Annotated in this window: 22 protein-coding genes and 2 tRNA genes; 13 read left to right on the forward strand and 11 right to left on the reverse strand. The window is 70.9% G+C overall.

Features of this window, described 5'->3' with window-relative positions; genetic code table 11:
* Positions 1-62 precede the first annotated feature (62 nt).
* From QBL25_RS27050 to QBL25_RS27060, 3 genes are read left to right on the forward strand one after another with little or no spacing between them, the layout of a single operon-like run.
* Positions 63-1760, forward strand: a complete 1698-nt coding sequence (locus tag QBL25_RS27050) for a TerD family protein (protein ID WP_409059566.1) — start codon at positions 63-65, stop codon at positions 1758-1760.
* Positions 1761-1771: 11 nt separating this feature from the next.
* Positions 1772-2452 carry an AIM24 family protein gene (locus tag QBL25_RS27055; RefSeq protein ID WP_409059567.1) on the forward strand — a complete coding sequence of 227 codons (681 nt, stop codon included), beginning with the start codon at positions 1772-1774 and terminating at the stop codon, positions 2450-2452.
* A 16-nt stretch (positions 2453-2468) separates the two neighbouring features.
* A complete protein-coding gene (locus QBL25_RS27060) occupies positions 2469-3224 on the forward strand; it encodes an AIM24 family protein (RefSeq protein ID WP_409059568.1) in 756 nt (251 codons plus the stop codon).
* A 113-nt stretch (positions 3225-3337) separates the two neighbouring features.
* On the opposite strand, the gene QBL25_RS27065 is transcribed toward QBL25_RS27060, so the two are convergent.
* Positions 3338-3862, reverse strand: coding sequence for an NUDIX hydrolase (locus QBL25_RS27065; RefSeq protein ID WP_409059569.1), 525 nt, complete (start codon positions 3860-3862; stop codon positions 3338-3340).
* Positions 3859-5352: a zinc-dependent metalloprotease gene (locus tag QBL25_RS27070; protein ID WP_409059570.1), complete on the reverse strand. Its 1494-nt coding sequence runs from the start codon at positions 5350-5352 to the stop codon at positions 3859-3861. Before QBL25_RS27070 ends, QBL25_RS27065 begins: the two co-directional genes overlap by 4 nt.
* Positions 5353-5543: 191 nt before the next feature.
* On the opposite strand from QBL25_RS27070, the gene QBL25_RS27075 reads away from it, so the two are divergent.
* From QBL25_RS27075 to QBL25_RS27090, 4 genes are all read left to right on the forward strand, one after another.
* On the forward strand, positions 5544-6656 hold the full coding sequence (locus tag QBL25_RS27075) for an SDR family oxidoreductase (RefSeq protein WP_409059571.1): 1113 nt from the start codon (positions 5544-5546) through the stop codon (positions 6654-6656).
* A gap of 109 nt (positions 6657-6765) precedes the next feature.
* Complete coding sequence (locus QBL25_RS27080; protein WP_409059572.1) at positions 6766-7230, forward strand: molybdenum cofactor biosynthesis protein MoaE; 465 nt, start codon at positions 6766-6768, stop codon at positions 7228-7230.
* A 140-nt stretch (positions 7231-7370) separates the two neighbouring features.
* Positions 7371-7541 (forward strand): hypothetical protein, encoded by a 171-nt coding sequence (locus QBL25_RS27085; protein ID WP_361833374.1) that lies wholly within the window; start codon positions 7371-7373, stop codon positions 7539-7541.
* A 105-nt stretch (positions 7542-7646) separates the two neighbouring features.
* Entirely contained in the window at positions 7647-8738 is a 1092-nt protein-coding gene (locus tag QBL25_RS27090) for a PDZ domain-containing protein (protein WP_409059573.1), read from the forward strand.
* A gap of 121 nt (positions 8739-8859) precedes the next feature.
* On the opposite strand, the gene QBL25_RS27095 is transcribed toward QBL25_RS27090, so the two are convergent.
* On the reverse strand, positions 8860-9402 hold the full coding sequence (locus QBL25_RS27095; RefSeq protein ID WP_409059574.1) for a PPA1309 family protein: 543 nt from the start codon (positions 9400-9402) through the stop codon (positions 8860-8862).
* A gap of 146 nt (positions 9403-9548) precedes the next feature.
* Here QBL25_RS27095 and QBL25_RS27100 point away from each other — a divergent pair, with 146 nt between their 5' ends.
* The 4 genes from QBL25_RS27100 (at position 9549) to QBL25_RS27115 (ending at position 14994) form a co-directional block, all read left to right on the forward strand.
* Positions 9549-12518: a UPF0182 family protein gene (locus tag QBL25_RS27100; protein WP_409062794.1), complete on the forward strand. Its 2970-nt coding sequence runs from the start codon at positions 9549-9551 to the stop codon at positions 12516-12518.
* A 50-nt stretch (positions 12519-12568) separates the two neighbouring features.
* A tRNA-Met gene (locus QBL25_RS27105) sits at positions 12569-12642 on the forward strand.
* 219 nt (positions 12643-12861) lie between these two features.
* Positions 12862-14706 (forward strand): sel1 repeat family protein, encoded by a 1845-nt coding sequence (locus tag QBL25_RS27110; RefSeq protein ID WP_409059575.1) that lies wholly within the window; start codon positions 12862-12864, stop codon positions 14704-14706.
* A gap of 214 nt (positions 14707-14920) precedes the next feature.
* A tRNA-Met gene (locus QBL25_RS27115) sits at positions 14921-14994 on the forward strand.
* A 77-nt stretch (positions 14995-15071) separates the two neighbouring features.
* Here the strand turns inward: QBL25_RS27115 and QBL25_RS27120 are convergent.
* The 4 genes from QBL25_RS27120 to QBL25_RS27135 all read right to left on the reverse strand — a co-directional run bounded on the left by QBL25_RS27120 (position 15072) and on the right by QBL25_RS27135 (position 18544).
* Positions 15072-16304 carry an ABC transporter substrate-binding protein gene (locus QBL25_RS27120; RefSeq protein WP_409059576.1) on the reverse strand — a complete coding sequence of 411 codons (1233 nt, stop codon included), beginning with the start codon at positions 16302-16304 and terminating at the stop codon, positions 15072-15074.
* Positions 16301-17185: an ABC transporter permease gene (locus QBL25_RS27125; protein WP_409059577.1), complete on the reverse strand. Its 885-nt coding sequence runs from the start codon at positions 17183-17185 to the stop codon at positions 16301-16303. Before QBL25_RS27125 ends, QBL25_RS27120 begins: the two co-directional genes overlap by 4 nt.
* Positions 17182-17967 (reverse strand): ABC transporter ATP-binding protein, encoded by a 786-nt coding sequence (locus tag QBL25_RS27130; protein ID WP_409059578.1) that lies wholly within the window; start codon positions 17965-17967, stop codon positions 17182-17184. Before QBL25_RS27130 ends, QBL25_RS27125 begins: the two co-directional genes overlap by 4 nt.
* Positions 17968-18130: 163 nt before the next feature.
* Positions 18131-18544, reverse strand: coding sequence for a Fur family transcriptional regulator (locus QBL25_RS27135; protein ID WP_409059579.1), 414 nt, complete (start codon positions 18542-18544; stop codon positions 18131-18133).
* Between the two features lie 140 nt (positions 18545-18684).
* Here QBL25_RS27135 and QBL25_RS27140 point away from each other — a divergent pair, with 140 nt between their 5' ends.
* The gene (locus QBL25_RS27140) at positions 18685-20154 is read left to right on the forward strand and encodes a catalase (RefSeq protein WP_409062795.1); all 1470 of its coding nucleotides are present in this window, start codon (positions 18685-18687) and stop codon (positions 20152-20154) included.
* A 75-nt stretch (positions 20155-20229) separates the two neighbouring features.
* Here QBL25_RS27140 and QBL25_RS27145 read toward each other — a convergent pair whose 3' ends face one another.
* The gene (locus QBL25_RS27145) at positions 20230-20631 is read right to left on the reverse strand and encodes a cyclic nucleotide-binding/CBS domain-containing protein (RefSeq protein ID WP_409059580.1); all 402 of its coding nucleotides are present in this window, start codon (positions 20629-20631) and stop codon (positions 20230-20232) included.
* Positions 20632-20777: 146 nt separating this feature from the next.
* A complete protein-coding gene (gene hisN / locus QBL25_RS27150; RefSeq protein ID WP_409059581.1) occupies positions 20778-21578 on the reverse strand; it encodes a histidinol-phosphatase in 801 nt (266 codons plus the stop codon).
* 162 nt (positions 21579-21740) lie between these two features.
* Here hisN and QBL25_RS27155 point away from each other — a divergent pair, with 162 nt between their 5' ends.
* A complete protein-coding gene (locus tag QBL25_RS27155) occupies positions 21741-22346 on the forward strand; it encodes a TetR/AcrR family transcriptional regulator (protein ID WP_409059582.1) in 606 nt (201 codons plus the stop codon).
* A 121-nt stretch (positions 22347-22467) separates the two neighbouring features.
* Here the strand turns inward: QBL25_RS27155 and QBL25_RS27160 are convergent, their stop codons facing one another.
* Together QBL25_RS27160 and rsgA are read right to left on the reverse strand one after the other, a co-directional pair.
* Positions 22468-22791 carry a multidrug efflux SMR transporter gene (locus QBL25_RS27160; protein ID WP_249587857.1) on the reverse strand — a complete coding sequence of 108 codons (324 nt, stop codon included), beginning with the start codon at positions 22789-22791 and terminating at the stop codon, positions 22468-22470.
* A 109-nt stretch (positions 22792-22900) separates the two neighbouring features.
* Entirely contained in the window at positions 22901-23914 is a 1014-nt protein-coding gene (gene rsgA / locus QBL25_RS27165; RefSeq protein ID WP_409059583.1) for a ribosome small subunit-dependent GTPase A, read from the reverse strand.
* Positions 23915-23916 lie beyond the last annotated feature (2 nt).

The raw sequence follows: 23916 nt of genomic DNA on the forward strand, positions 1-23916 counted from the left end.
CGGACTTTCCGGTTAGCCTGACGCGACGCATTTACATTCGGGATGGGGGACGGTCGTTACGTATGGCCAGGGAATTCCAACGCGGCCACAAGGCCAAGATCAGTGACCTCACCGCTGGGACCGATCTGTACGTAGGCGTGCAGATCTCCGCCCCCGGACTGAGCTTCGACATCAGCTGCTTCGGCCTGGACGCGGACGAGCGCCTGTCGGACGACAGCTACTTCATCTTCTTCAACCAGCCGAAGTCGCCCGAGGAGTCCATCCAGCTTCTCGGCGCCCAGGCGGGCGACACGGAGTCCTTCCGGGTCACGCTCGACCGCATCCCGGCGAAGATCCAGAAGCTGTCGTTCACCGCGACGATCGACGGCGCGGGACAGATGTCGCAGGTCGCCCCCGGATACATCCGGATCGTCGCGGGCGGCGAGGAAGTGGCCCGCTACTCCTTCAACGGCGCCGAGTTCTCCACGGAACGTGCCGTGATGCTGGGCGACTTCTACCTGAAGGACGTCTGGCGGTTCGCCGCCATCGGCCAGGGCTTCGACGGCGGTCTCGACGCGCTCCTGAGGAACTTCGGCGGCGAGGTCGCCGAGGAGGAGCCCGCCCCGCAGGCACCGCAGCCCACCGGCGCCCCGGCCTTCGCGCCGCCCGCCCAGGCCGCCGCCCCGCCCGCGTTCGGCGCCCCCGCCGCACCCGCGCAGACCCCGGCCCCGGCTCCCGCCCCGGCCCCCGCTCCCGCTCCCGCCCAGCACTTCGCGCCCCCGCAGGGCGCCACCCCGCCGCCCGCCCCGGCACCGGCGGACCCCTCGGTGCACGCCGCGCAGACCATCGTGGCGCCGCTGAACCAGCCGCCCGGCGGCACGGTCCCGCCCCCGCCGGCTCCCGCGCCGTACGGCCAGCAGCCCGGCCAAGCACCCCACCAGCCCCAGCAGCCCCAGGCGCCCCACCAGCCGCAGTTCGGCCAGGTCCCCGGCCAGTCCGCGCCCCCGCCGCCCGGCTACGGCCAGCAGCCGAGCGCCCCGATGCCGCCCGGCTACGGCCAGCAGCCCCCCGGTCAGTTCCCCGGTCAGCCCGCCGCTGGGCAGGGCGCGGCCCCGCAGGGCGCCGGAGTGGCCGCGGCCCTCCAGAAGTACCGCGAGGCCCCCACCGGTCAGCGCTGGACGCAGCAGAACGACAAGCTGGTCCGCGTCGACCTCGGCGTCAGCGAGCAGGCCGTGCTCGCCCGGCAGGGCAGCATGGTGCTCTACCAGGGCAAGGTCGAGTTCAGCTACAAGGGCGCGGGCTTCGCCGGCCGCGTCGTGGGCAACTCCACCGGCCAGGAGATGCAGCTGATGCGCTGCTCGGGCCGCGGCCAGGTCTTCCTCGCCGAGGAGGCCACGCATCTGCACCCCATCGAGCTCCAGGGCGACGCGATCTGTGTCTCCGCGGAGAATGTCCTCGCGTTCGACGAGTCCCTCCAGCACGAGGTGCGCAGGATCGAGGGCCACGGGATTCCCGGCGGGGCGCTGTTCGTCATGCAGTTCCAGGGCACCGGCACGGTCGTCGTCAAGACGCACGGCGTGCCCGTCGTCCTGCCCGTCACGCCGACGACGTTCGCCGACTGCCACGCCGTGGTCGCCTGGTCGGCGGCGGCTCAGGCGATCGTCTCCAGCCAGGTGCGGCTGCGCAGCAACGCGTACGCGGGCTCCACGGGGGAGAGCGTGAACCTCCAGTTCCGGGGTGCGCCCGGAAACTTCATCATCGTCCAGCCGTTCGAGGTCTGAGGGAGCCCGTCATGAATCAGCAACTCTCGGGCTTCGCCCCGGCGCCCGTTGCCGCCCGTATGGAGAACCACGGCCACCACATGCTCAAGGTGGCGATGCAGACCGGAAACGACCTCCTCGCGCGCGTGGGCTCGATGGTCGCCTACGAAGGGTTCGTGCAGTACGAGCCCAATCCGCCCGCCGTGCGCCAGATCGCGCGGGAGTGGATGACCGGCGAGGGCGCGCCCTTGATGAAGTGCTCCGGAGACGGCCTGCTCTACCTCGCCGACTACGGGGCCGACGTCGTCGTCATCAACCTCGCGGGCGACTCGCTCTCGGTGAACGGCACGAACCTCCTGGCCTTCGACGCGAGCCTCCAGTGGGGCGTCGAGCGGGTCAAGGGCCTGGCCAAGTTCGCCGGCCAGGGCCTGTGGAACATCAAGATCTCCGGCCAGGGCTGGGTGGCGCTGACCTCCCGCGGCACGCCGATCGTCGTCGACTGCGGACGCGGCGAGGACGAGACGTACGTCGACCCGGACGCCCTGATCGCGTGGTCCCCGAACCTCAAGGTGAAGGGCAAGCGCAGCTTCAAGGCCGGTTCGCTCATCGGGCGCGGCAGCGGCGAGGCCTACCAGATGGGCTTCTCCGGCGAGGGCATCGTCGTCGTACAGCCCAGCGAGGACAGCACCGACCGTCTCCGGGCCCGGGGCTGAGGGGGAGCAGGACACCATGCAGAGTTCACTTTTCGCGCACACCGAGCAGCAGACCCAGGAGCGCTACGCCGTCCAGAACCCGCAGCTGCTGCGGGTCGCCCTCACGGGGCACGACGACGTCCTGGCCCGCAAGGGCGCCATGGTCGCCTACCAGGGCCTGGTCGAGTTCGACGCCGAGTACCAGAGCCAGGGCAACCAGCGGGCCCGCGCGCACACCGGCGAGGGTCTCGACCTCATGCGCTGCCACGGCCAGGGCACGGTCTACCTCGCCAACCTGGCCCAGTACATCCACGTGGTGGACGTGGACCAGGACGGCCTGACCGTGGACAGCAGCTACGTCCTCGCGCTCGACTCGTCGCTGACCCACCAGGTCATCGCCGTGGACAGCCAGTACGGCATCTCCGGCTCGGGCAAGTACCAGCTCAACATCACGGGCCGCGGCAAGGTCGCCCTGATGACGTCGGGCCAGCCGCTGATGCTCCAGGTCACGCCGGACCAGTACGTGAACGCCGACGCCGACGCGGTCGTCGCCTGGTCGAACGGCCTGCGGGTGCAGATGCAGGCCCAGACGCACTCCTCCGGGGTGTGGCGGCGGCGCGGCAACACCGGTGAGGGCTGGGAGCTCAGCTTCATGGGCCAGGGGTACGCCCTCGTCCAGCCGAGCGAGCTGCTGCCGCCGCAGAACGCCGTCATCGGACAGGGCGCGCGGGCACAGTTCGGCATGGGACAGCAGGGGGCCCGGGGGCAGAACCAGGGCAACGTCTGGAGCTAGCCCCCGCGCGGGGGCGGGAGCAGTGACATGACAGGAGCGTGGGGAACCGCGGACCGGCTGTGGCTGGTCGCGCGGTTCCCCGCGCCCCTTCGGGGCGCCCCTAGGGCGCCCTCTTAAAGTCGCGCCCTTGTTGCTTCCACCAGGCGTACGACCGACGTGTCGGCGACCTCCGCCACCTCGTCGTACGCGAACCAGCGCAGGTCCAGTGACTCGTCGCTGATCGCCTCGACGGCGTCGGCGGGAGCCAGCGCGGCGTACTGCACGTCCAGGTGCTGCGTGCAGGGGCCCGGGATCGGGTGCCGGTCCAGGCGGACCGGGCCGCCCGGCAGCAGCGTCAGGCCCGGCACGCCCGACTCCTCGGTGGCCTCACGCAGCGCGGCCGCGGCCAGCGTCGGGTCGCCCGGCTCGCAGTGGCCGCCCATCTGAAGCCACATCCGCAGCTTCTTGTGCAGCGTCAGCAGCACCCGCCCGCGCTCGGGGTCGACCACCAGGGCGCTGCCCGTCAGGTGTCCGTCCGTGCAGGCCTTCCACATGCCGTCCTCGGGATGGGCGGCGAGGTGGTCCAGGTAGTACTGGCGCAGTTCTTCCTGGTCCTCGTAGCCCTTCAGCACGAGGACCGCGTCGTCGTGAAGGCTCACTTCTCGCCGTCGCCCTCGGTGCCGCCCTGCTCCTTGTCGGTCTCCCCGGCGGTCCCGGTGTCCCCGGCGGCCCCGGTGTCACCGGTGTCCTTCTTGAGGTCCGGCTTGGCCGAGCCGCCCGCCGCCTCGCCGAGCATCTTGTCCAGCTCGGAGAAGTCCAGCTGCTCGTGGTGCACGAAGCCGTCCGGGTCGTCCAGGTCCGATGCCGTCGGCAGCATGTCCGGGTGGGCCCACAGGCCGTCACGGCCGTCCACGCCGCGTGCGTCCGTGAGCGAGGCCCACAGGCGCGAGGCGTCCCGAAGCCGGCGCGGACGCAGCTCAAGGCCGATGAGCGTGGCGAAGGTCTGCTCCGCGGGACCGCCCGACGCACGGCGGCGGCGCAGCGTCTCGCGCAGGGCGTCGGCGGACGACAGGCGGGGCTTGGCCGCCGCGTGCACGACCGCGTCCACCCAGCCCTCGACGAGCGCGAGAGCCGTCTCCAGGCGGGCCAGGGCGGCCTTCTGGGCGGGCGTGTCCTCCGGCTGGAACATGCCCTGCTGGAGCGCTTCCTGAAGCTGCTCGGGGTTCTGCGGGTCGAGCTGGCCGACCACGTCCTCCAGCTTGGCGGTGTCGACCTTGATGCCGCGGGCGTACCCCTCGACCGCGCCGAACAGGTGCGAGCGCAGCCACGGCACGTGGGCGAAGAGCCGCTGGTGGGCGGCCTCGCGCAGCGCGAGATAGAGCCGGACCTCGTCCTGCGGGACGCCCAGGTCCTTGCCGAAGGCCTCGACGTTCGCCGGGAGGAGGGCGGCCTTGCCGGACGGGCCGAGCGGAAGGCCGATGTCCGTGGAGCCGACGACCTCGCCCGCGAGCACGCCCACGGCCTGGCCGATCTGCTGGCCGAACATGGCGCCGCCCATGGAGCGCATCATCCCGATCAGCGGGCCCGCCATGGCCTGCATCTCCTCGGGGAGCACGTCACCCATGGCCAGGCCGACACGCTCGGCGACCGGGTCGACCAGCTCCTTCCACACGGGGAGGGTCGCCTCGACCCACTCGGCGCGGCTCCAGGCCACCGCGAGGCCCGAGCCGGACGGCAGGGACGTCGCGTCGTCGAGCCACAGGTCGGCGAGGCGGATGGCCTCCTCGACCGCGCCGCGCTCGGCGGGGCCGACGCTCGCGTCCTTGGTGCCGTCGGGCGTCCCCTGGGAGACGGTCTGGCGGGCGATGTCCTTGGCCATGTCCCAGTTCACCGGGCCGCCCTCGTACGAGAGCATCTGGCCGAGCTGCTGGAAGGCGGCGCCCAGGTCGTTCGGGTTCATCGAGCCGAACATCGCGGCGAAGGGGTTGTCGCCGCCCGGGCCGCCGGCGCCGGGCAGGCCGCCGAAGCCGAACGGGTTCCCAGGGCCGCCCGCACCCTGTCCCCCTCCGGGGCTGTCCTTCTTCTTGCCCTCGTCGCCGTTCTCCGGCTCCTCCGGCGGAAGGCCGAATCCGAATGGGGTGTCACTCACGGGATTCCTCGGCTCGTCAGGCCGCCGGTACTGTTCCGGCGGCGGCTGCCCTACAACACCACCCAGCGTAGACACCGTGACGGGATCGGGCCTCAGTGCTTCGCCGACTCATGGCCTGCGGCAGGATGGATGCCACCTGGTACGTACGCGTCATGCGCGTATCTACTGAAGACAACCGCTGGAGACGCCTGGTGAGTTCCCCAGATCCACAGGTTCGCGCAGCGCGAAACCTTTCTACTCCGGCCCCTGTCCGCGGGCCCGTGGTCGCCGTCACCGGCGCCGCCTCCGGCGTGGGCGCGCTCCTGACCGAGCGCCTGGCCGCGTCCGAGGAGATCAAGCAGGTCATCGCCATCGACGAGCGGCGGGGCGAGTGCGCCCAGGCCCAGTGGCACATCCTGGACGTCAGGGACCCGGCCATCGCCGAGAAGCTGCGGGGCGCGGACGTCGTGGTCCACCTCGCGCTCGACCTCGACCTGGAGACGGACGCCGCGGCCCGTACGGCGTACAACGTACGGGGCACGCAGACCGTCCTCACGGCCGCCGCCGCGGCCGGTGTCCACCGTGTCGTGCTCTGCACGTCGGCGATGGTCTACGGGGCGCTGGAGGACAACGAACTGCCCCTCTCCGAGGACGCCGAACTGCGCGCCACCGCGGAGGCGACCGGCGTCGGCGACCTCCTGGAGGTCGAGCGGCTCGCCCGGCGGGCGCCCCGCGCCCACCCCGGTCTGAACGTCACCGTGGTGCGGCCCGCGATCCTGGTGGGCGGCACGGACACCGCCCTCACGCGCTACTTCGAGTCGCCCCGGCTGCTCGTGGTGGCGGGCTCGCGCCCCGCCTGGCAGTTCTGCCACGTCGAGGACCTGTGCAGCGCTCTGGAGTACGCCGTCCTGGAGAAGGTCGACGGCGAGCTCGCGGTCGGCTGCGACGGCTGGCTGGAGCAGGAGGAGGTCGAGGAGCTCAGCGAGATCCGGCGCATGGAGCTGCCCTCCACGGTGGCCCTGGGCGCCGCCGCGCGGCTGCACCGGATCGGCCTCACCCCGTCCCCGGCCGGGGACCTCGCGTACACGATGTACCCGTGGGTGGTCAGCGTCAGCAGGCTGCACGACGCGGGCTGGCGGCCCCGGTGGACCAACGAGGAGGTGCTCGGGGAGCTCCTGGAGGAGGTCGCGGGGCGCCGGACCGTGGCGGGACGCCGGCTCGGCCGCAAGGACGCGACGGCGGCGGGTGCCGCGGGCGCGACGGTCGCGCTGCTGGGCGCCGCGGCGGTGGTGCGGCGCGCCCGGAAGGCGCGGCGCCGGATCTGAGGCACGCAGGGCCGTGCCGCGGGCCTGTAGAGAACTCCAACGCGGCACGCGCGTGTGCCGGGCGAAAGCGCTATTCCGTGATGTCCGTGCCGTGCGGCACCATGGCCGCATGGCACGCACCACGAACGACCACCCCGGCGAGCAGGCCGCGCAGGACCCCATCAGGCTCCTCGCGATCCGCGACGCACCGCTCTCCCTGGACGAGGTCTTCCGGGCCGTCGGCGACGAGGCCGCGGGCGGTACGGCGCTCTTCGTGGGGACGGTGCGCAACCACGACGGCGGTGCGGACGTCGACGAGCTCGGGTACTCCACCCATCCGACGGCCGAGGTCGAGATGCGCCGGGTGGCCGAGAAGGTCGCCGCCGAGTATCCGGTGCGCGCCCTGGCCGCCGTCCACCGGGTGGGCGACCTGGCGGTGGGCGACCTCGCCGTCGTCGTGGCGGTCTCCTGCCCGCACCGCGCGGAGGCCTTCGCCGCCTGCCGCAAGCTGATCGACGACCTCAAGCACGAGGTGCCGATCTGGAAGCACCAGCGCTTCTCCGACGGCCAGGAGGAGTGGGTCGGCGCCTGCTGATCTCCGGCCGCCTCCACCGGGCCAGTTGGCCCCAAGAGTCTCCGGTTGCGTAACCCGACCCCTGGCGTGAGCGTTGTCGCAGCGGATGGTTAATCTGCTGATCTGTCAGTTGCGTTCGCTCATGGGGTCGGGAGGTCGACATGGCGTCACTTGCCTGGTTGCTGATTCCGCTTGCGGCAGCTGTCGGTGCGGGTCTGTGGGGTGGCTGGGCCGCGCGCAACCGCAAGTCCGGCAAGACCGGAGACCACAGCGAACTGAACGGCTACGCGGCCTTCCGCGAGGCGATGGACAAGTCCCACTCGGGAACCTGAGCCATCGGGCCCCCGACGTCCACAGGGGGCCTCTGAGGGCCTCCTGGGCCCCGTACGGACCGGCCCCAGCGGTGCACCGACAGGCAGGTCCCGTACTGTCGTTCCATGCCACGCCGCACCGCGACGATGCTCGCCTCCACCCTGATGCTGATCGCGCTGCTCTGCGCCGGAGTGCTCATCAAAGTGCCGTACTCGGAGATGTCCCCGGGTCCCACGGTGAACACCCTCGGCGACCACGGCGGCGAGCCGGTGCTCCAGATCTCCGGCCACAAGACGTATCCGACGACCGGTCACCTCAACATGACGACGGTCCGGGTCACGAGTGCCGACTACAACATGAACATCGCGGAGGCCGTGTACGGGTGGCTGGCCCACGACAACATCGTGGTGCCGCACGACACCCTCTACCCGGACGGCAAGACCGAGCAGCAGTCGACCCAGGAGAACGCCGAGGAGTTCAGCCAGTCCCAGGAGAGCGCCAAGGTCGCGGCGCTCAAGGAGCTGGACCTCCCGGTGAAGTCCCAGGTGGTCGTCTCGACCGTCTTCAAGGACAGCCCCGCCGAGGGCAAGCTGCACGCGGGCGACGTCATCAGGAAGGTCGACGGCACGCCCGTGAAGGAGATGACGGACGTCGCCAAGCTGGTCACCAAGCGCAAGGCCGGCCAGGACGTCGTCTTCAGCGTGGTCCCCGTCAAGGAGGCGGCCGCCGCCGAGAAGGCCGGCAAGGAGCCGACCCGGACGGACGAGATCAAGATCACCACGGAGAAGGCGGAGGACGACGGCCGCGCGGTGGTCGGCATCAAGGCGGGGACCGATCACACGTTCCCCTTCACCATCGACATCAAGCTCGCCGACGTCGGCGGCCCCAGCGCCGGCCTGATGTTCGCGCTCGGCATCGTCGACAAGCTCACCCCGGACGACCTCACCGGCGGCCGTTTCGTGGCCGGCACCGGCACGATCGACGACGACGGCAAGGTCGGCCCGATCGGCGGCATCGGCATGAAGACGGTCGGCGCGCGCGCCAAGGGCGCGGAGTACTTCCTGACGCCGAAGGACAACTGCGCCACGGCGGCCAAGGACGTCCCGGACGGCCTCACGCTGGTCAAGGTGAACACCATCGACGACGCGGTGGACTCCCTCGACGCCATCCGCAAGGGCGACACCGCGGACCTGCCGCAGTGCACGGCCAAGAAGTAGCGGCCACCCGGACACGCAGGCACACAGGCACGCAGGCACACAGAAATTCGGCGGCAGGGTCCCGGGCGGGGCGTACGCGGGTGAGGGCGACCCCACCCGCGTACGGGAGACGGCGGCGGGGTCAGTCGGCGAACGTGGCCGACAGCGCCTCGGCCAGCCCCGGAACCAGGTCGGACCCGGTGAGGACCTCGGTGGGCGAGTCCTTCTCGCGCAGCCGCAGGGCCGACTCGCGCGCCCCGTCACGGAGCACCGCGACCGTCATGCGGACCTCCTGGCGGTCCGGGTGCTCGGCCACCCACTTCGCGAGCTGGGTCTCGCTGAGCCCTTCGGGGACGGACGTCTCCGCCGACGGGGGCAGCATCAGCCGCTCCACCGTGAGCGCGCAGCCCACCACGGCGTCCGGCCAGGCGATGGTGCCGAGGAACTCGTCCAGCGGCTTGCCCTCCGGGATCTCCTCCTGCTCGATGGGGGTGAGGCCGGTCACCTCGGGAGAGTTGTCGAGGCCGAGCTGGTCGGCGAGGCCGGGTTCCTGGGAGCGCAGTCGCGCCGTGTCGACGAGCGCGAAGAGGCGTGCGGGCCGGTCCCAGCCGAGGCCGGACGCGTACTCGTCGATCTCGAGTACGGCACGGGTGAGGGGGCTCGCTGCCATGGGAGTGTTGGACATGGTCACAATCCTGCCTCGTTAGTCCCGAGAAACGGGAACCGAGTAAAGCGTGAGTAAGTTGCATAGGTGTGGGTCCACGATCACCGGGCCCTGACGGATCAACAGAATCAACATCGAACTTCGAGGTGCGCACCTTGGCTTTCCAGATGCCGGACCGCGGCGGAGGCCCGACGGGGCCACGGATCAGAGTGGGCCGACCGTCCCGTCGCGTCCGGACCCTGCTCATGACGTTGGGCATCCTGGCGGTTCTCGCCATGGTGTTCGTCATGTTCGCGGGGTTCTGGACGGACTGGCTGTGGTACCGCTCGGTCAACTATTCGTCGGTCTTCACGACGACCCTGTGGACCAAGATCGGCTTGTTCTTCGTCTTCGGCCTCCTGATGGCGGCCGCGGTCGGACTGAACATCTGGCTGGCGCACCGGCTGCGCCCGCCGCTGAGTGCCATGTCGATGGAGCAGCAGAGCCTCGACCGGTACCGCATGAGCATCGCGCCGTACAAGAAGTGGCTGCTGCTCGGCATCGCCACGCTCGTCGGTCTGATCGCGGGCGCTTCCGCGGCGGGCCAGTGGCGCACGTGGCTCCTGTGGGTGAACGGCGTCTCCTTCGGCCAGAAGGACCCGCAGTTCAAGCTGGACGTGTCGTTCTTCGCGTTCGACCTGCCGTGGTACCGCTTCATGCTCGGCTTCGGCTTCGCGGCCACCGTGCTCTCCCTGATCGCCGCCGCCCTCACGCACTACCTGTACGGCGGGCTGCGGATCACCAGCCCCGGAGCGCGCGCCACGGCCGCGTCCACCGGGCACCTGTCGGTGCTGCTCGGCGTCTTCGTGACGCTGAAGGCGGTGGCGTACTGGCTCGACCGGTACGGCCTCGCGGTGAAGTCCAGTGACTTCAAGGCGACGGGCGACTGGACGGGCCTTCGCTACGTGGACGCGAACGCGTACCTGCCGGCGAAGACCATCCTGTTCTGCATCGCCGTCATCTGCGCGCTGCTCTTCTTCGGCACGCTGTGGCGCCGCACCTGGCAGCTGCCGGTCATCGGCTTCGGCCTGATGGTCCTCTCCGCCATCCTCATCGGCGGTCTGTACCCGGCCATCGTGCAGAAGTTCCAGGTCCAGCCGAACGAGCAGGCCAAGGAAGCGCCGTACATCGAGAAGAACATCGAGGCGACGCGCGACGCGTACGGCATCAGCGGTGTGAAGCCCGAGGACTACAAGGGCGCGGGCAAGGCCGACGAGGACCCCAAGAAGAAGCGCAGCGACGCGGACTCGGCCGCCAACTACCGGCTGAACGACCCGAACATCGTCTCGCCGACGTTCCAGCAGCTGGAGCAGGAGCGCGAGTACTACCGCTTCCCGAAGACCCTGGACGTGGACCGCTACAACGGCCAGGACACCATCGTCGGTCTGCGTGAGCTCAGCCTCGACAAGCTCGACAAGCGCAACTGGATCAACGACCACTTCGCCTACACCCACGGCTACGGCATGGTGACGGCCAAGGGCACCGAGACGAAGAAGGGCTCCAAGGGCGCCCCGGACTTCACGGAGTCCGGCCTGCCGACCACCGGCAACCTCGGCCCGTACGAGCAGCGGATCTACTACGGCGAGAAGACCACCCAGTACTCGATCGTGGGCGGGCCCCAGAAGGAGCTCGACTACGAAGAGGACGGGGGCGGCCAGAAGACGTACAGCTACAAGGGCGACAGCGGCGTCAACCTCTCCAACCCGATCAACCGCGCCGCCTACGCGGTCTCCTTCGGAGAGCCGCAGATGCTGTACTCCGGCGCGATCGGCGACGGCTCGCGGATCCTCTACAACCGCACGCCCAAGGAGCGCGTCGAGTCGGTGGCTCCCTGGCTGACCATCGACGGCGACACGTACCCGACGGTCGTCGACGGCAAGATCCAGTGGGTCGTCGACGCCTACACGACGAGCAACGGCTATCCGTACGCCTCGCGGACCACGCTCGGAGACACGACGGCCGACTCGCTGTCGGAGTCGGACGACGCGCGCGCGGTGGTGGCCCAGCAGAACCAGGTCAACTACATCCGCAACTCGGTGAAGGCGACCGTCGACGCGTACACCGGCGAGGTCAAGCTCTACACCTGGGACGAGAAGGACCCGGTCCTCAAGACCTGGAAGAAGGCGTTCCCGGACACCGTCAAGGACAAGGGCGACATCCCCAAGACCCTGATGGACCACCTGCGCTACCCCCAGGACATGTTCAAGGTGCAGCGCGAGCTCCTGACGCTCTACCACGTCACGGACCCGGGCCAGTTCTACAACGCGTCCGACGCCTGGCAGGTGCCGAACGACCCGACGAAGAAGGACAACAGCGCGGTCCCGCCGTACTACCTGTCCATGAAGACGCCGGGCCAGACGCAGCAGCAGTTCTCCCTGACGACGACGTTCACCCCCAGCGGGCGCCCGAACCTGCGCGCCTTCATGACGGTCGACGCCGACGCCAGAAGCGAGAACTTCGGCACGATGAAGCTGCTGAGAGTCACGGGCGACGTGGACGGCCCCGAACAGGTCCAGAACAAGCTGAACTCGATGACCGAGGTCGGCAACTTCGTCCGGGACATGAAGGGCGCCGACTCCGACGTCCTCTACGGAAACCTGCTCACCGTGCCCCTGGACGACGGGTTCCTCTACGTCGAGCCGGTGTACGTCCAGGGACGTAAATCGGCGTATCCGCTCCTGAAGAAGGTCGCCGTGTCGTACGGCACGGAGACCGCGTTCGCCGACTCCCTGAGCGACGGCCTCAACCAGGTGTTCGGCGCCGACGGCGGAACCACCAAGCCGCCGGCCGACGACACCGACGAGCCCACCGAGCCGCCGAAGTCCGAGGACCCGACCGTGCAGGCCGCCCTGGACGACGCCCAGCAGGCCTTCGAGGACGGTGAGACGGCCTTGAAGGACGGCGACTGGAAGGCGTACGGCGAAGCGCAGGAGAAGCTCCAGGAAGCCCTCCAGCGGGCCGAGGACGCCCAGGACAAGGCGGGCGAGAAGAGCGGGGCGAGCGGCGACAAGAACGCCGACAAGGACGGCGGCGACAAGAACGCGGACAAGGACGCCGACAAGAACGCGGACAAGGACGGCGACAAGAACGGCGGCTGACCAGCTGCGAAACACCCCCTCCGCGCCGTGGTACGGTTTGAACACAACGGCGCGGGGTGGAGCAGCTCGGTAGCTCGCTGGGCTCATAACCCAGAGGTCGCAGGTTCAAATCCTGTCCCCGCTACTCAAGACGAAGGCCCGGATCCTTATCGGATCCGGGCCTTCGTCGTGTGTGACCGGGGCCCGTGGCGGCGTGCGCTGGTCTGTGCGAACCGTGCTCCCCGAGGGGGGAGTTGGGAGAATCGTGTTTGACTTATCTCTCTGTGGGCAAGTCGACAAAACGCTGAAGTGACCTCACTGGCTGCGGTATACCAGGTGTACCCAGGTTGCAGGTGGTGCGACGATGGACGTTATGGGGGACAAGGCAACTCTGTTGGAGACAGGGCGGTTTGTGCAGCCGGCCGACCGGGAGGATCCCGGGACGGCCGCCGAGGAGTTGCGTCATCGACTGGCCGCGGAGGCCGGAGACGTCGACGCGATGAGCGTCCTCGGAAGCCTTCTGCTGCGCCGCGGTGATCTCGACGGAGCCGAGTCTCTGCTGCGTGCCGCGACCGCCGAGGGCGACCGCGCCGCGGCCAACAACCTCGGGGTCCTCCTCCACCAGCGCGGGTACGCCGACGAGGCGGCCGGATGGTGGCGCGTCGCCGCCGTCGCCGGTTCCGCCGCGGCCGCGCACGCGCTCGGCCGCCACCACCGCGAGCGCGGCGACGAGCCCGCCGCGGAGTACTGGCTGCGGCAGTCCGCCGAGCAGGGCCACGCCCTGGGGGCGTACGCCCTCGCCGATCTTCTCGAACACCGCGGTGACGTCGGGGCCGAGCGCTGGATGCGGGCGTCGGCCGAGCGCGGTCACCGCGAGGCCGCCTACCGCATCGCCCGCGCCCTGGACCGGCGGGCCACCGCCGAGCGCGGCACCGGCAGCGGCAAGGCCGGCGCCAAGGCGGCCGCCAGGACCGACCCCAAGGCCAAAGGCGCGCGTTCCGCCGCGGCCGAGGCCGAGCAGTGGTACCGCCAGGCCGCCGCGCGCGGCCACCGGCGGGCCGCCCTGCACCTCGGCGCGATCCTGGAGCAGCGCGGCGAGCTGAAGGAGGCCGGGCGCTGGTACCTCAACTCCGCGAAGGACGGGGAGGCGCGTGCCGCCTGCGCCCTCGGCTTCCTGCTGCGCGACGCGGGCGACGAGGAGAGCGCCGCCGTCTGGTGGCTGAAAGCCGCCCAGGACGGCGACGGGAACGCCGCCAACGCCCTGGGCGCGCTGCACGCCGAGCGGGGCGAGACCCAGACCGCCGAGCGGTGGTACAGGGCCGCCATGGACGCGGGGGACGTGAACGGCGCGTACAACCTCGGTCTGCTCTGCGCCGAGCAGGGGCGGACCGCGCAGGCCGACCAGTGGTACCGCCGTGCGGCGTACGCCGGCCACCGCGAGGCCGCCAACGCGCTCGCCGTGCTGCTGCTCCAGGGCGGCGACGCGGCGGGTGCCGAGCCGTGGTTCTCCAAGGCCGCCGAGGCGGGCAGCGTGGACGCCGCCTTCAACCTCGGGATCCTGTACGCGTCCCGTGACGACGAGGACTCGGCCCTGCCCTGGTACGAGCGTGCGGCGGCCGCCGGGCACACCGAGGCCGCGCTCCAGGTGGGCACCGCGCGGCTGCGGGAGGGCGACGAGCAGGAGGCCGAGCGGCATCTGCGGTGCGCGGCGGGCGGCGGCAGCGCCGAGGCGGCGTACCGCCTGGGCACCGTGCTCGACGCGCGGCGCTCCGCCGCGGGCCCGCCCGCGCTCGGGGAGCCGGTGGCGGTGAAGACCGAGTGCGAGGAGTGGTACGAGCGGGCTGCCCAGCAGGGGCACCGGCGTGCGCAGGTGCGGGTCGGGATGCTGGCCGCGGGGCGCGGGGACGTCGTCGAGGCGGCCCGGTGGTACCGCCTGGCGGCGGACGCGGGCAGCCGGAACGGCGCGTTCAACCTCGGGCTACTGCTGGCCCGCGAGGGCAGTGAGCCGGAGGCGGCGCTGTGGTGGACGCGGGCCGCTGACGCGGGGCACGGGCGCGCGGCGCTGCGGCTCGCGCTGCTCTACGCTCGGCGCGGGCAGCTGGTGGAGGGGCAGCGGTGGGCTTCCCGGGCGGTCGAGCTGGGGCCCGCTGAGGTGTCCGAGCGGGCGGCTCGGCTGCGTGAGGCCTTGCAGCAGGAGCTGACCGCTTAGCCCTCTGCCTCGCCTTGGTCCGCTCTGCCCTCGTGTGCCGTGCGCCTGCGCTCGTCCCGCCTTGCGGCCGCCGGGCGGGTGCGGCCCGGCGGGCGGGCTGTGCCCACCCGCCCTGCGGAACGCCTGCCCACAGCAGGGACGGGCGGTGTGGGCGCCGGGCCGGGAATGGATTTGCGCTGGTCGGGGGCGCTGGCGTACGGTTACAACACAACGGCGCGGGGTGGAGCAGCTCGGTAGCTCGCTGGGCTCATAACCCAGAGGTCGCAGGTTCAAATCCTGTCCCCGCTACTGAAGGCCAAGGGCCGGAATGCTTTTCGAAGCTTTCCGGCCCTTGGTGCATTCCTGGACGTCACCGTTCCGGGACGCTACCGCTTGTGGCCCACCGCCTCCTCGTACAGCCTGCGGTCCACCGCCCTGCCCTCCGGGACCCGGTCGCCCTCGGCGACGCCCGCGGCCTCGTACGCCGCCTGGAGCCGGTCCGTCGTGCCGGCCCTGATCTCCCAGTCCATGCGCAGCGACGGAGTCGACCTCAGGACCGCCTCGTCGGTCTTCAGGAGCTTCGCGAGCTCGGTCACGAAGGCCTTGTCCGCCTTGTAGTCCCCGGCGAAGTACGTGTTCACGGTCCTGATGTACGCGCGCAGCAGCGCGACCCCCGCGTCCGGGTCCTCGGTCAGGAAGTTCGGCCCGAACAGGAGGCCGCCGAGCGGCTCGCCCCGGGGCTGGCCGCCGAGGAAGGCGTACCGCTCGTCGCCGTCGACCTTGCGCCAGACCGGGTCCAGGAGCCAGGCGGAGTCGGTGCCGCCGTTCTGGAGCGCGGTCAGGACGTCCGCGGAACCCAGCTGCTGGAACCGGATCTCGTCGAGGCCGCCGCCGTGCTTCTTCAGGGCCTTGCTCATGGGGTACGAGATGACCGAACCCTTGCCGATCATGGTGCCGAGTCTGCGGCCCGCCATCGGGACGTGCCCGGGGCTCTCGCCCTTCTTCAGCTTCACCCACAGGCCGCTCTTGGACCGGGCGTCGGGGGAGAAGTTCCCGGCCGCCCACTTGATGGTGAAGCCACCGGTGATGCCGTTCATGACGGCGGCCTCGGGCGCGGCCCACTGGGCGTCGATGTCTCCCTTGGCCAGCAGCGGCAGGGCGTCGGGAGTGGGGAGCACCTTGAGGTCGACGTTCAGGCCCTCCTTCTTGAATTCGCCCTTCTCGACGGCCATCTGGAGGGGCGCGACGTACTCGGCGCTGAGCGTGCCGGTCGCGATGGTGAGGTCGCGTTCCTTCGCCAGGGGCCGAGGGGCGGGCGCGCCCTTGGCGCAGCGGGCCGGTTTCCGGTCCGGCGCGAGGTCCGCGGGGTCCGTCCAGCTGCCCTTGCCGCAGCCGGCGACCGCCTTGACGGCGCGGGGCTTCGCGGAGGCGGCGGCGTCCGCGGGGTCGGTGTCGTCCTCCTTGGCGCAGCCCGCGGCGGCGAGCAGCGAGCCCGCCAGGAGCAGCGTGGTGAGGGCGGTGGTGCGGGTACGGGTACGACGGGCATGGGTACGACGGGTACGGGTACGACGGGTGCGGGTACGCATGGAGCCTCCGAGCGGGTTCGTACGTACGGTCATGACTGGCTTCTTCCGCGGTCGCGCGGCGCCCACGGGGTGAGCAGCCGGCCCGCGATCCGCACCAGTTCGGAGAAGACGACGCCGAGCACGGCGACGCAGACGATGCCGACGAACATCACGTCGTTCTGGAACAGCGCCCGGGAGTCGAAGATCAGATGGCCGAGCCCGTTCGACGCCGCGATCTGCTCCGAGGCCACGATCACCAGGACGGCGACCCCCGCCGCGATCCGCGCGCCCACGAGCACGGCGGGCAGCGAGGCGGGCAGCAGCACATGGCGGAACATCTGCCAGGGCGAGGCGCCGAAGACCTGGCCCGCGTCGCGGTGGCCGGAGGGCACGGCGAGCACCGCGGCCATCGTCGAGATCCAGACGAAGAAGAAGACGGTGGCCGCCACGAGCGCGATCTGCGGCCCTTCGCCGAGGCCGAACATGTTCAGGAAGACGGGCAGCAGGGCCAGCTTCGGTACGACGTACAGCGCGTCCAGGAGGGGTTCGAGCGCCGCGCGCACCAGGGAGAGCGAGCCCATGAGCAGGCCGAGCGCATAGCCGGTGACCGTGCCGATGGCGTAACCGGCGAGGACGCGCTTGAGGGTGGCCCAGACGTCGGGCCACAGGTCGCCCCGCGCCGCGCGCTCCCAGCCGTCCTCCAGGATGGTCTGGGGAGCGGGGTAGACGCGGTCGTCGATCCAGGCCTGGGTGGCGGCCAGCTGCCACAGGAGGATCAGGGCGAGGGGGACGGCGACGGCGAGGCCGGTCTCCAGGGTGCGGCGCCTGCGGTGGGTGCGGGCGGGGTGCAGTTCCTGGGGGCCGGGGCTGCGGACGAGTACGCCGTCCTCGTCGTCCCCGGGGTCCGCCGCCTTGCGCGGGGTGGCCGTCGTCATGCCGGGACCGCCTCGTCCTCGCGGACCACCTCGCCGCGCAGCAGGTCCCACAGCTCGCCCTTGAGGGCGGTGAACTCGGGGGTCGCGCGGACGTCTCCGGTGCGGGGCCTGGGGAACGGCGGGCGGTGCTCGGCGATGACGCGGCCCGGCCGGGCGGACATGACCAGGACGCGGTCGCCGAGGACGATCGCCTCTTCGAGGCTGTGGGTGATGAAGAGCGTGGTGGTGCGGGTGGTCTGGGTGAGGTCGAGGAGTTCGTCCTGGAGGATCGTGCGGAGCTGGGCGTCCAGGGCCGCGAACGGCTCGTCCATCAGCAGGATCTCGGGCTCCACGGCCAGGGCGCGGGCGATGGCCACGCGCTGGCGCATGCCGCCGGAGAGGGTGGCGGGGTAGGCGTCGGCGAAGTCGGCCAGGCCCAGGCGGGTCAGCCAGTCCCTGGCCCGGGCGTCCGCCTCGCGGCGGGTGACCTTCTGGATGTCCAGGCCGAAGCGGACGTTGGCCTGGACGGTCTTCCAGTCGTAGATGCCGTAGTCCTGGAAGATCATCGCGGCGGGGCGCGGATCGGTGGTGCGGATCTTCAGGGCGCCCTCGCTGGGGCGCAGGAGGCCGGCGGCTATGCGCAGCAGCGTCGACTTGCCGCAGCCGGAGGGGCCGACGATGCAGGTGAACTCGCCCGGGGCCATCTCCAGGTCCACGGGGCCCAGGGCGTGCACGGCCTTGGAGCCGCGGCCGAAGGTTCTCGTCACTGCGTGGGCTTCTAGTTTCGGGTGCGGATCTCCCACGGGATTCTCCTTGCGGAGGGCAGGCGGATACGGGGCCCGCCCGACGATATGACGCACCGTCAGATTCCGGAAGGGTCCTGCACCGGCCGAGATGCGCTGCCCACGCAGCACGAACCCCCGGCGCCTGACCGGCTGCCGGGGGTTCGTGACCGTACGAGAAGGGCTATGCCGCGCAGTTCGGGCACGTGCCCCTGTACGTGACGTCGGCGCCCTCGATCGTGAAGCCGAAGCGCTCCGAGTCGGGGAGGCTGCTCAGCGGGTTCCCCGTGGGGTGGACGTCACGGATCGTGCCGCACTGCGCGCACACCAGGTGCTGGTGGGGGCGGTGGGCGTTCGGGTCGTACCGCTTGGCCCTGCGGTCCGTGGAGACCTCCAGGACCTCGCCGAGGGTCACCAGCTCGCCCAGGGTGTTGTAGACGGTCGCCCGGGAGATCTCGGGCAGCTTGCCCACGGCGCGGGCGTGCACTTCGTCCGCGGTCAGGTGGACGTGGTCGCCGTCGAGGACCTCGGCCACGACACGTCGCTGCGCGGTCATGCGCCAGCCGCGTCCGCGCAGTCGTTCCAACAGGTCGCTCATGAGAACCAGCCTAACAGGCGAGGGGGTCAAGTCCCGACGAGGTGTGACTTTGGATGTCTGCTTGACTTGGACAAAGTCCATTGTAGGATCGAGTTCGGCAGAAGCCAAGGGCAACCGCCGAAGGACAGGACTTGCAGGTAATGACGCAGGAGGCGCACGTGACGCAGGGACCCCTCACCACGGAGGCCGGCGCGCCGGTCGCCGACAATCAGAACAGCGAGACCGCTGGTGTCGGCGGTCCGGTGCTCGTGCAGGACCAGGCACTCCTGGAGAAGCTCGCGCACTTCAACCGCGAGCGCATCCCGGAGCGGGTCGTCCACGCGCGGGGCGCCGGCGCGTACGGCACCTTCACGCTGACCCGTGACGTCTCGCGGTGGACGCGTGCGAAGTTCCTCTCCGAGGTCGGCAAGCAGACGGAGACCTTCCTGCGCTTCTCGACCGTGGCCGGCAACCTCGGCTCCGCCGACGCCGTGCGCGACCCCCGTGGCTTCGCCCTGAAGTTCTACACGGAGGAGGGGAACTACGACCTGGTCGGGAACAACACCCCCGTCTTCTTCATCAAGGACGCCATCAAGTTCCCCGACTTCATCCACACGCAGAAGCGCGACCCGTACACGGGCTCGCAGGAAGCCGACAACGTGTGGGACTTCTGGGGCCTGAGCCCCGAGTCGACCCACCAGGTCACCTGGCTCTTCGGCGACCGCGGCATCCCGGCGACGCTGCGCCACATGAACGGGTACGGCTCGCACACGTACCAGTGGAACAACGAGGCCGGCGAGGTCTTCTGGGTCAAGTACCACTTCAAGACCGACCAGGGCATCAAGAGCCTCACCCAGGACGAGGCCAACAAGCTCGCCGGTGAGGACCCCGACTCCCACCAGCGCGACCTGCGCGAGGCCATCGAGCGCGGTGAGTACCCGTCCTGGACCGTGCAGGTGCAGATCATGCCGGCGGCCGAGGCGGCGACCTACCGCTTCAACCCGTTCGACCTCACCAAGGTGTGGCCGCACGAGGACTACCCGCCGATCGAGATCGGCAAGCTGGAGCTCAACCGCAACCCGGAGAACGTCTTCGCCGAGGTCGAGCAGTCCATCTTCAGCCCCGCCCACTTCGTGCCGGGCATCGGTCCCTCCCCGGACAAGATGCTCCAGGGCCGCCTCTTCGCGTACGGCGACGCCCACCGCTACCGCGTCGGCATCAACGCCGACCACCTGCCGGTGAACCGCCCGCACGCCACCGAGGCGCGCACCAACTCGCGTGACGGCGCGCTGTACGACGGCCGCCACAAGGGCGCGAAGAACTACGAGCCGAACTCCTTCGGCGGCCCCTTCCAGACCGACCGGCCGCTGTGGGTGACCACGCCGGTCAGCGGCGGCACGGGCAACCACGAGGCCCCCTCGCACGCCGAGGACGACGACTTCGTGCAGGCGGGCAACCTCTACCGCCTGATGTCCGAGGACGAGAAGGTCCGTCTGATCGAGAACCTGTCGGGCTTCATCGCCAAGGTCTCGCGCGACGAGATCGCCGAGCGCGCGATCAACAACTTCCGTCAGGCGGACGGTGACTTCGGCAAGCGTCTGGAGGCCGCGGTCCAGGCCCTGCGCGGCTGACCGCGCTTGTCGTAGGGAGAAAGGCGGGCCGGATCCCCTCGGGGGTCCGGCCCGCCTTCCGTTCGCGGGGAGCGCTCAGACCGTGAGCGTGGGCGCGGGGCGCCTGCTCGGGGCCCAGCAGCGGATGATGTCGCGGACCGAGACGATCCCGGCCGGTTCGTTCCCTTCGAGGACGATCAGGTGCCGGAAGCCGCCGTGCGACATGGCGTCGGCCGCTTCCTCCAGGGTCCAGGACGGGGCGGCGAAGACGACGTCGGTCGTGGTGTGGGTGCCGGCGGTCTCGGTGTCCGGGTTCTGGCCGAGCCCCAGGGAGACCAGGACGTCGCGCTCGGTCAGGATTCCGAGGCCGCAGGTATCGGAGTCGAGGACGACGGCCGCGCCGACACGGCGCGCGGACATCAGGCGGGCTGCCTGGCGCAGTGTGTGGGCGGGGCCGATGGTGAGGACCACCGTGCTCATGGCGTCGCGGACGAGCATGGGCTTGAGCCACCTCCTGAGTGGACCGCAAGAGAAGCGATTCACAAGTTCACAAGTGGGGGAACTCTCAGAGTCGCAGCGATGTCCGCGGTCAACAAGGGGGCGCGTGCCGCCGGTTCAGGGCGTGCGGGAGCGAGGCGTGCGCTTCAGTAGCGCTGGTTGAGGTAGCCGAGCAGCTCGTCGTGGAGCAGGCCGTTCGACGCCGCCGCGTTGCCGCTGTGCGGGCCCGGAGCGCCGTCGAGGCCGGTGAAGGTGCCGCCCGCCTCGGTCACGATGATCGCGGTCGCCGCCATGTCCCAGAGCGAGAGCTCGGGCTCCGCGCAGATGTCGACCGACCCCTCGGCGACCATCATGTACGGCCAGAAGTCGCCGTACCCGCGCGTGCGCCAGACCGCGCGCGTGAGGTCCATGAACCCGTCAAGGCGGCCCTGCTCCTCCCAGCCCGTGAGCGAGGAGTACGCGAACGAGGCGTCCTGGAGCCGCGAGACCTTCGAGGCGTGCAGCCGGGTCGCGGAGGTCAGGCTGCGCCCGGTGTAGGCACCGGCGCCCTTGGCCGCCCACCAGCGCCGGCCGAGCGCGGGCGCCGACACGACGCCCACCACCGGCTGGAAGCCGCCCTCGCCCGCCTCCATCAGGGCGATCAGCGTGGCCCAGACCGGCACCCCGCGCACGTAGTTCTTGGTGCCGTCGATCGGGTCGATCACCCAGCGGCGGGGACCCGTGCCCTCGACGCCGAACTCCTCGCCCAGGATCGCGTCGCGCGGCCGACCCCGCTTCAGGTTCGAACGGATCAGCTCCTCGGCCGTTTTGTCCGCCTCGCTCACCGGCGTCATGTCCGGCTTGGTCTCGACCTTGAGGTCCAGAGCCTTGAACCGGTCCATCGTCGCGGCGTCGGCGGCGTCCGCGAGGACGTGGGCAAGACGCAGATCATCGTGGTAGTCGGGCATGAGTGAACAGTATCGATCTCGTTCTGCCTGAGCCACAGCGCCGTATGTCCGGGCCATTCCGGGACATGACGCATACCGCGCCACCTCGCGCCGGGCCTCTTGACACCGCTTCGGAGCACGTCAACTCTGGCCGCAGAGCCGCTGCGGCCCCGGGAGGCGACGATGCCTGCAGCACGGGAATCCTTACTGGACGCGGCCGGCACGGCGCTCGCCCGCCGCCCCTGGCCAGGTGTCCGCATGGTCGATGTCGCGGCCACCGCAGGAGTGTCCCGCCAGACCCTCTACAACGAGTTCGGCAGCAAGGACGGCCTCGCGCGCGCCCTGCTCCGCCGCGAGACCGACGCGTATCTGCACGGCGTGGAGCAGGCGTTGGCCGGGGAGGGCGGACCGGTGGACCGCCTCGCGGCCGTGACCGCGTGGACGATCTCCGCCGCCCGCGGGAACGACCTCGCGCGCGCCATGCTCACCGGCTGCTGGAGCGAGCGGCTGCCCGCGCCGAGCAGGCCCGGGATCTCCGCGTCGGCCGTACCGGCGCAGCGGCGCGCGGACGCGGGCGTCCCGTCGCCCGCCGAGCTGCTCGCCCTGGTCCGGGAGAAGGCGGTGACCGCGCTGAACGGCCGGGCGCGGCCCAAGGACACGGAGGAGCTCGCCATGGCCTGCGAGAGCGCGATACGGATGGCGCTGTCGTACGTCGTCGCGCCCTCGCCCGCGGGGGAGGACCCCGTGGAGCTGGTGCGCGGGACACTCGGGCGCTGGATCAACGCCTGAGACGAGCGCGCGGTGCCCGGATCGGGCGGATCGGGCGGATCAGGCGGACAGGCGGATCACCGGGCCGAGGCCGAAAGCTGTCCGGGCCCGGGGGCCGTCAGTGCACCGGGCCCGGGGGCCGTCAGTGCGCCGAGCCCGAGAGCTGGAGGCCGATGACGCCGGCGATCACCAGCGAGATGGAGACGATCTTGAGGGTGGAGACCACGTCGCCGAGGAAGACCATGCCGTAGATCGCGGTGCCCGCGGCGCCGATGCCCGTCCACACCGCGTACGCCGGACCCACGTCGAGCTTGCGCAGCGCGAGGGTGAGCAGACCGAAGCTGCCGAGGGCGAAGGCCGCGAACGTGATGGTCGGCCAGAGCCGGGTGAAGCCGTGCGACAGTTTCAGACAGACCGCGAAGCCGGTCTCCAGGAACCCCGCGACGATGACCAGCAGCCACGCCATGTCTCTGCCTCCCGCAAACGTACGTTCGGTGACCGCTTCGCCTGGCTCGGATCAGGCTTGCTGCGATTATGCCTTTGCCGCCGCGCCCCCGGCGCAAACAACGGCCAGGTCAGTCGCCGTCGCGTCGCTCACGGGTCGCGAGGAGCCTGCGCAGCGAGTAGAGGCGCGCGGGATCGGCGTGCCCCTCCGCCACCCAGGCGTCGAGCGCGCAGTCCGCCTCGTCGTGGCTGCACGCGCGCGGACAGTTCTCCGTCCCCGGCACCAGGTCGGGGAAGGCGAGGATGACGCGGGACGGGTCCACGTGGTGCAGGCCGAAGGAGCGCACGCCGGGCGTGTCGACCACCCATCCGCCGGGTGAGCCCGCGAGCGGCAGCGCCAGCGCCGACGTCGTGGTGTGGCGGCCGCGGCCCGTGACGGCGTTGACGTGCCCGGTGCTGCGCCGCCGGTCCTCCGGGACGAGGGCGTTCACCAGGGTCGTCTTGCCCACCCCGGAGTGCCCGACGAACGCGGTGATCTTGCCGTCGAGCACCTCGTGCACCCGGGCGAGCTCCGCGCCGTCGGTGAACTCCTCGCGGCTGGTGACGACATAGGGCATGTCGAGCGTGGAGTAGGTCTCCAGGATCTTGTCGGCGGACGCCAGGTCGGACTTGGTCAGGACGAGCAGCGGCGTGAGACCGCCGTCGTACGCCGCCACGATGCAGCGGTCGATCAAGCGCGTGCGCGGCTCCGGATCGGCGAGGGCCGTGACGATGGCGAGCTGGTCGGCGTTGGCGACGACCACCCGCTCGTACGGATCGTCGTCGTCGGCCGTGCGCCGCAGGACCGACGTGCGCGGCGCGATGCGCACGATGCGCGCGAGGGTGTCCTTCTTGCCGGAGAGGTCACCGACGAGCGAGACCCGGTCGCCCACCACGGCGGCCTTGCGGCCCAGTTCGCGGGCCTTCATGGCCATCACGGTCCGGTCCTCGACCAGGACCGTCAGACGGCCCCGGTCGACGGTGAGGACCATGCCGTCGGACGCGTCCTCGTGCTTGGGCCTGATGTGCGTGCGCGGGCGGTTGCCCTTGCGGTTGGGGCGGACGCGGATGTCGTCCTCGTCGGGGTTCTTTCCGTAGCGGCGCATGT

It is taken from the genome of Streptomyces sp. SYP-A7185, from assembly GCF_046103685.1.
Lineage (GTDB): Bacteria > Actinomycetota > Actinomycetes > Streptomycetales > Streptomycetaceae > Streptomyces.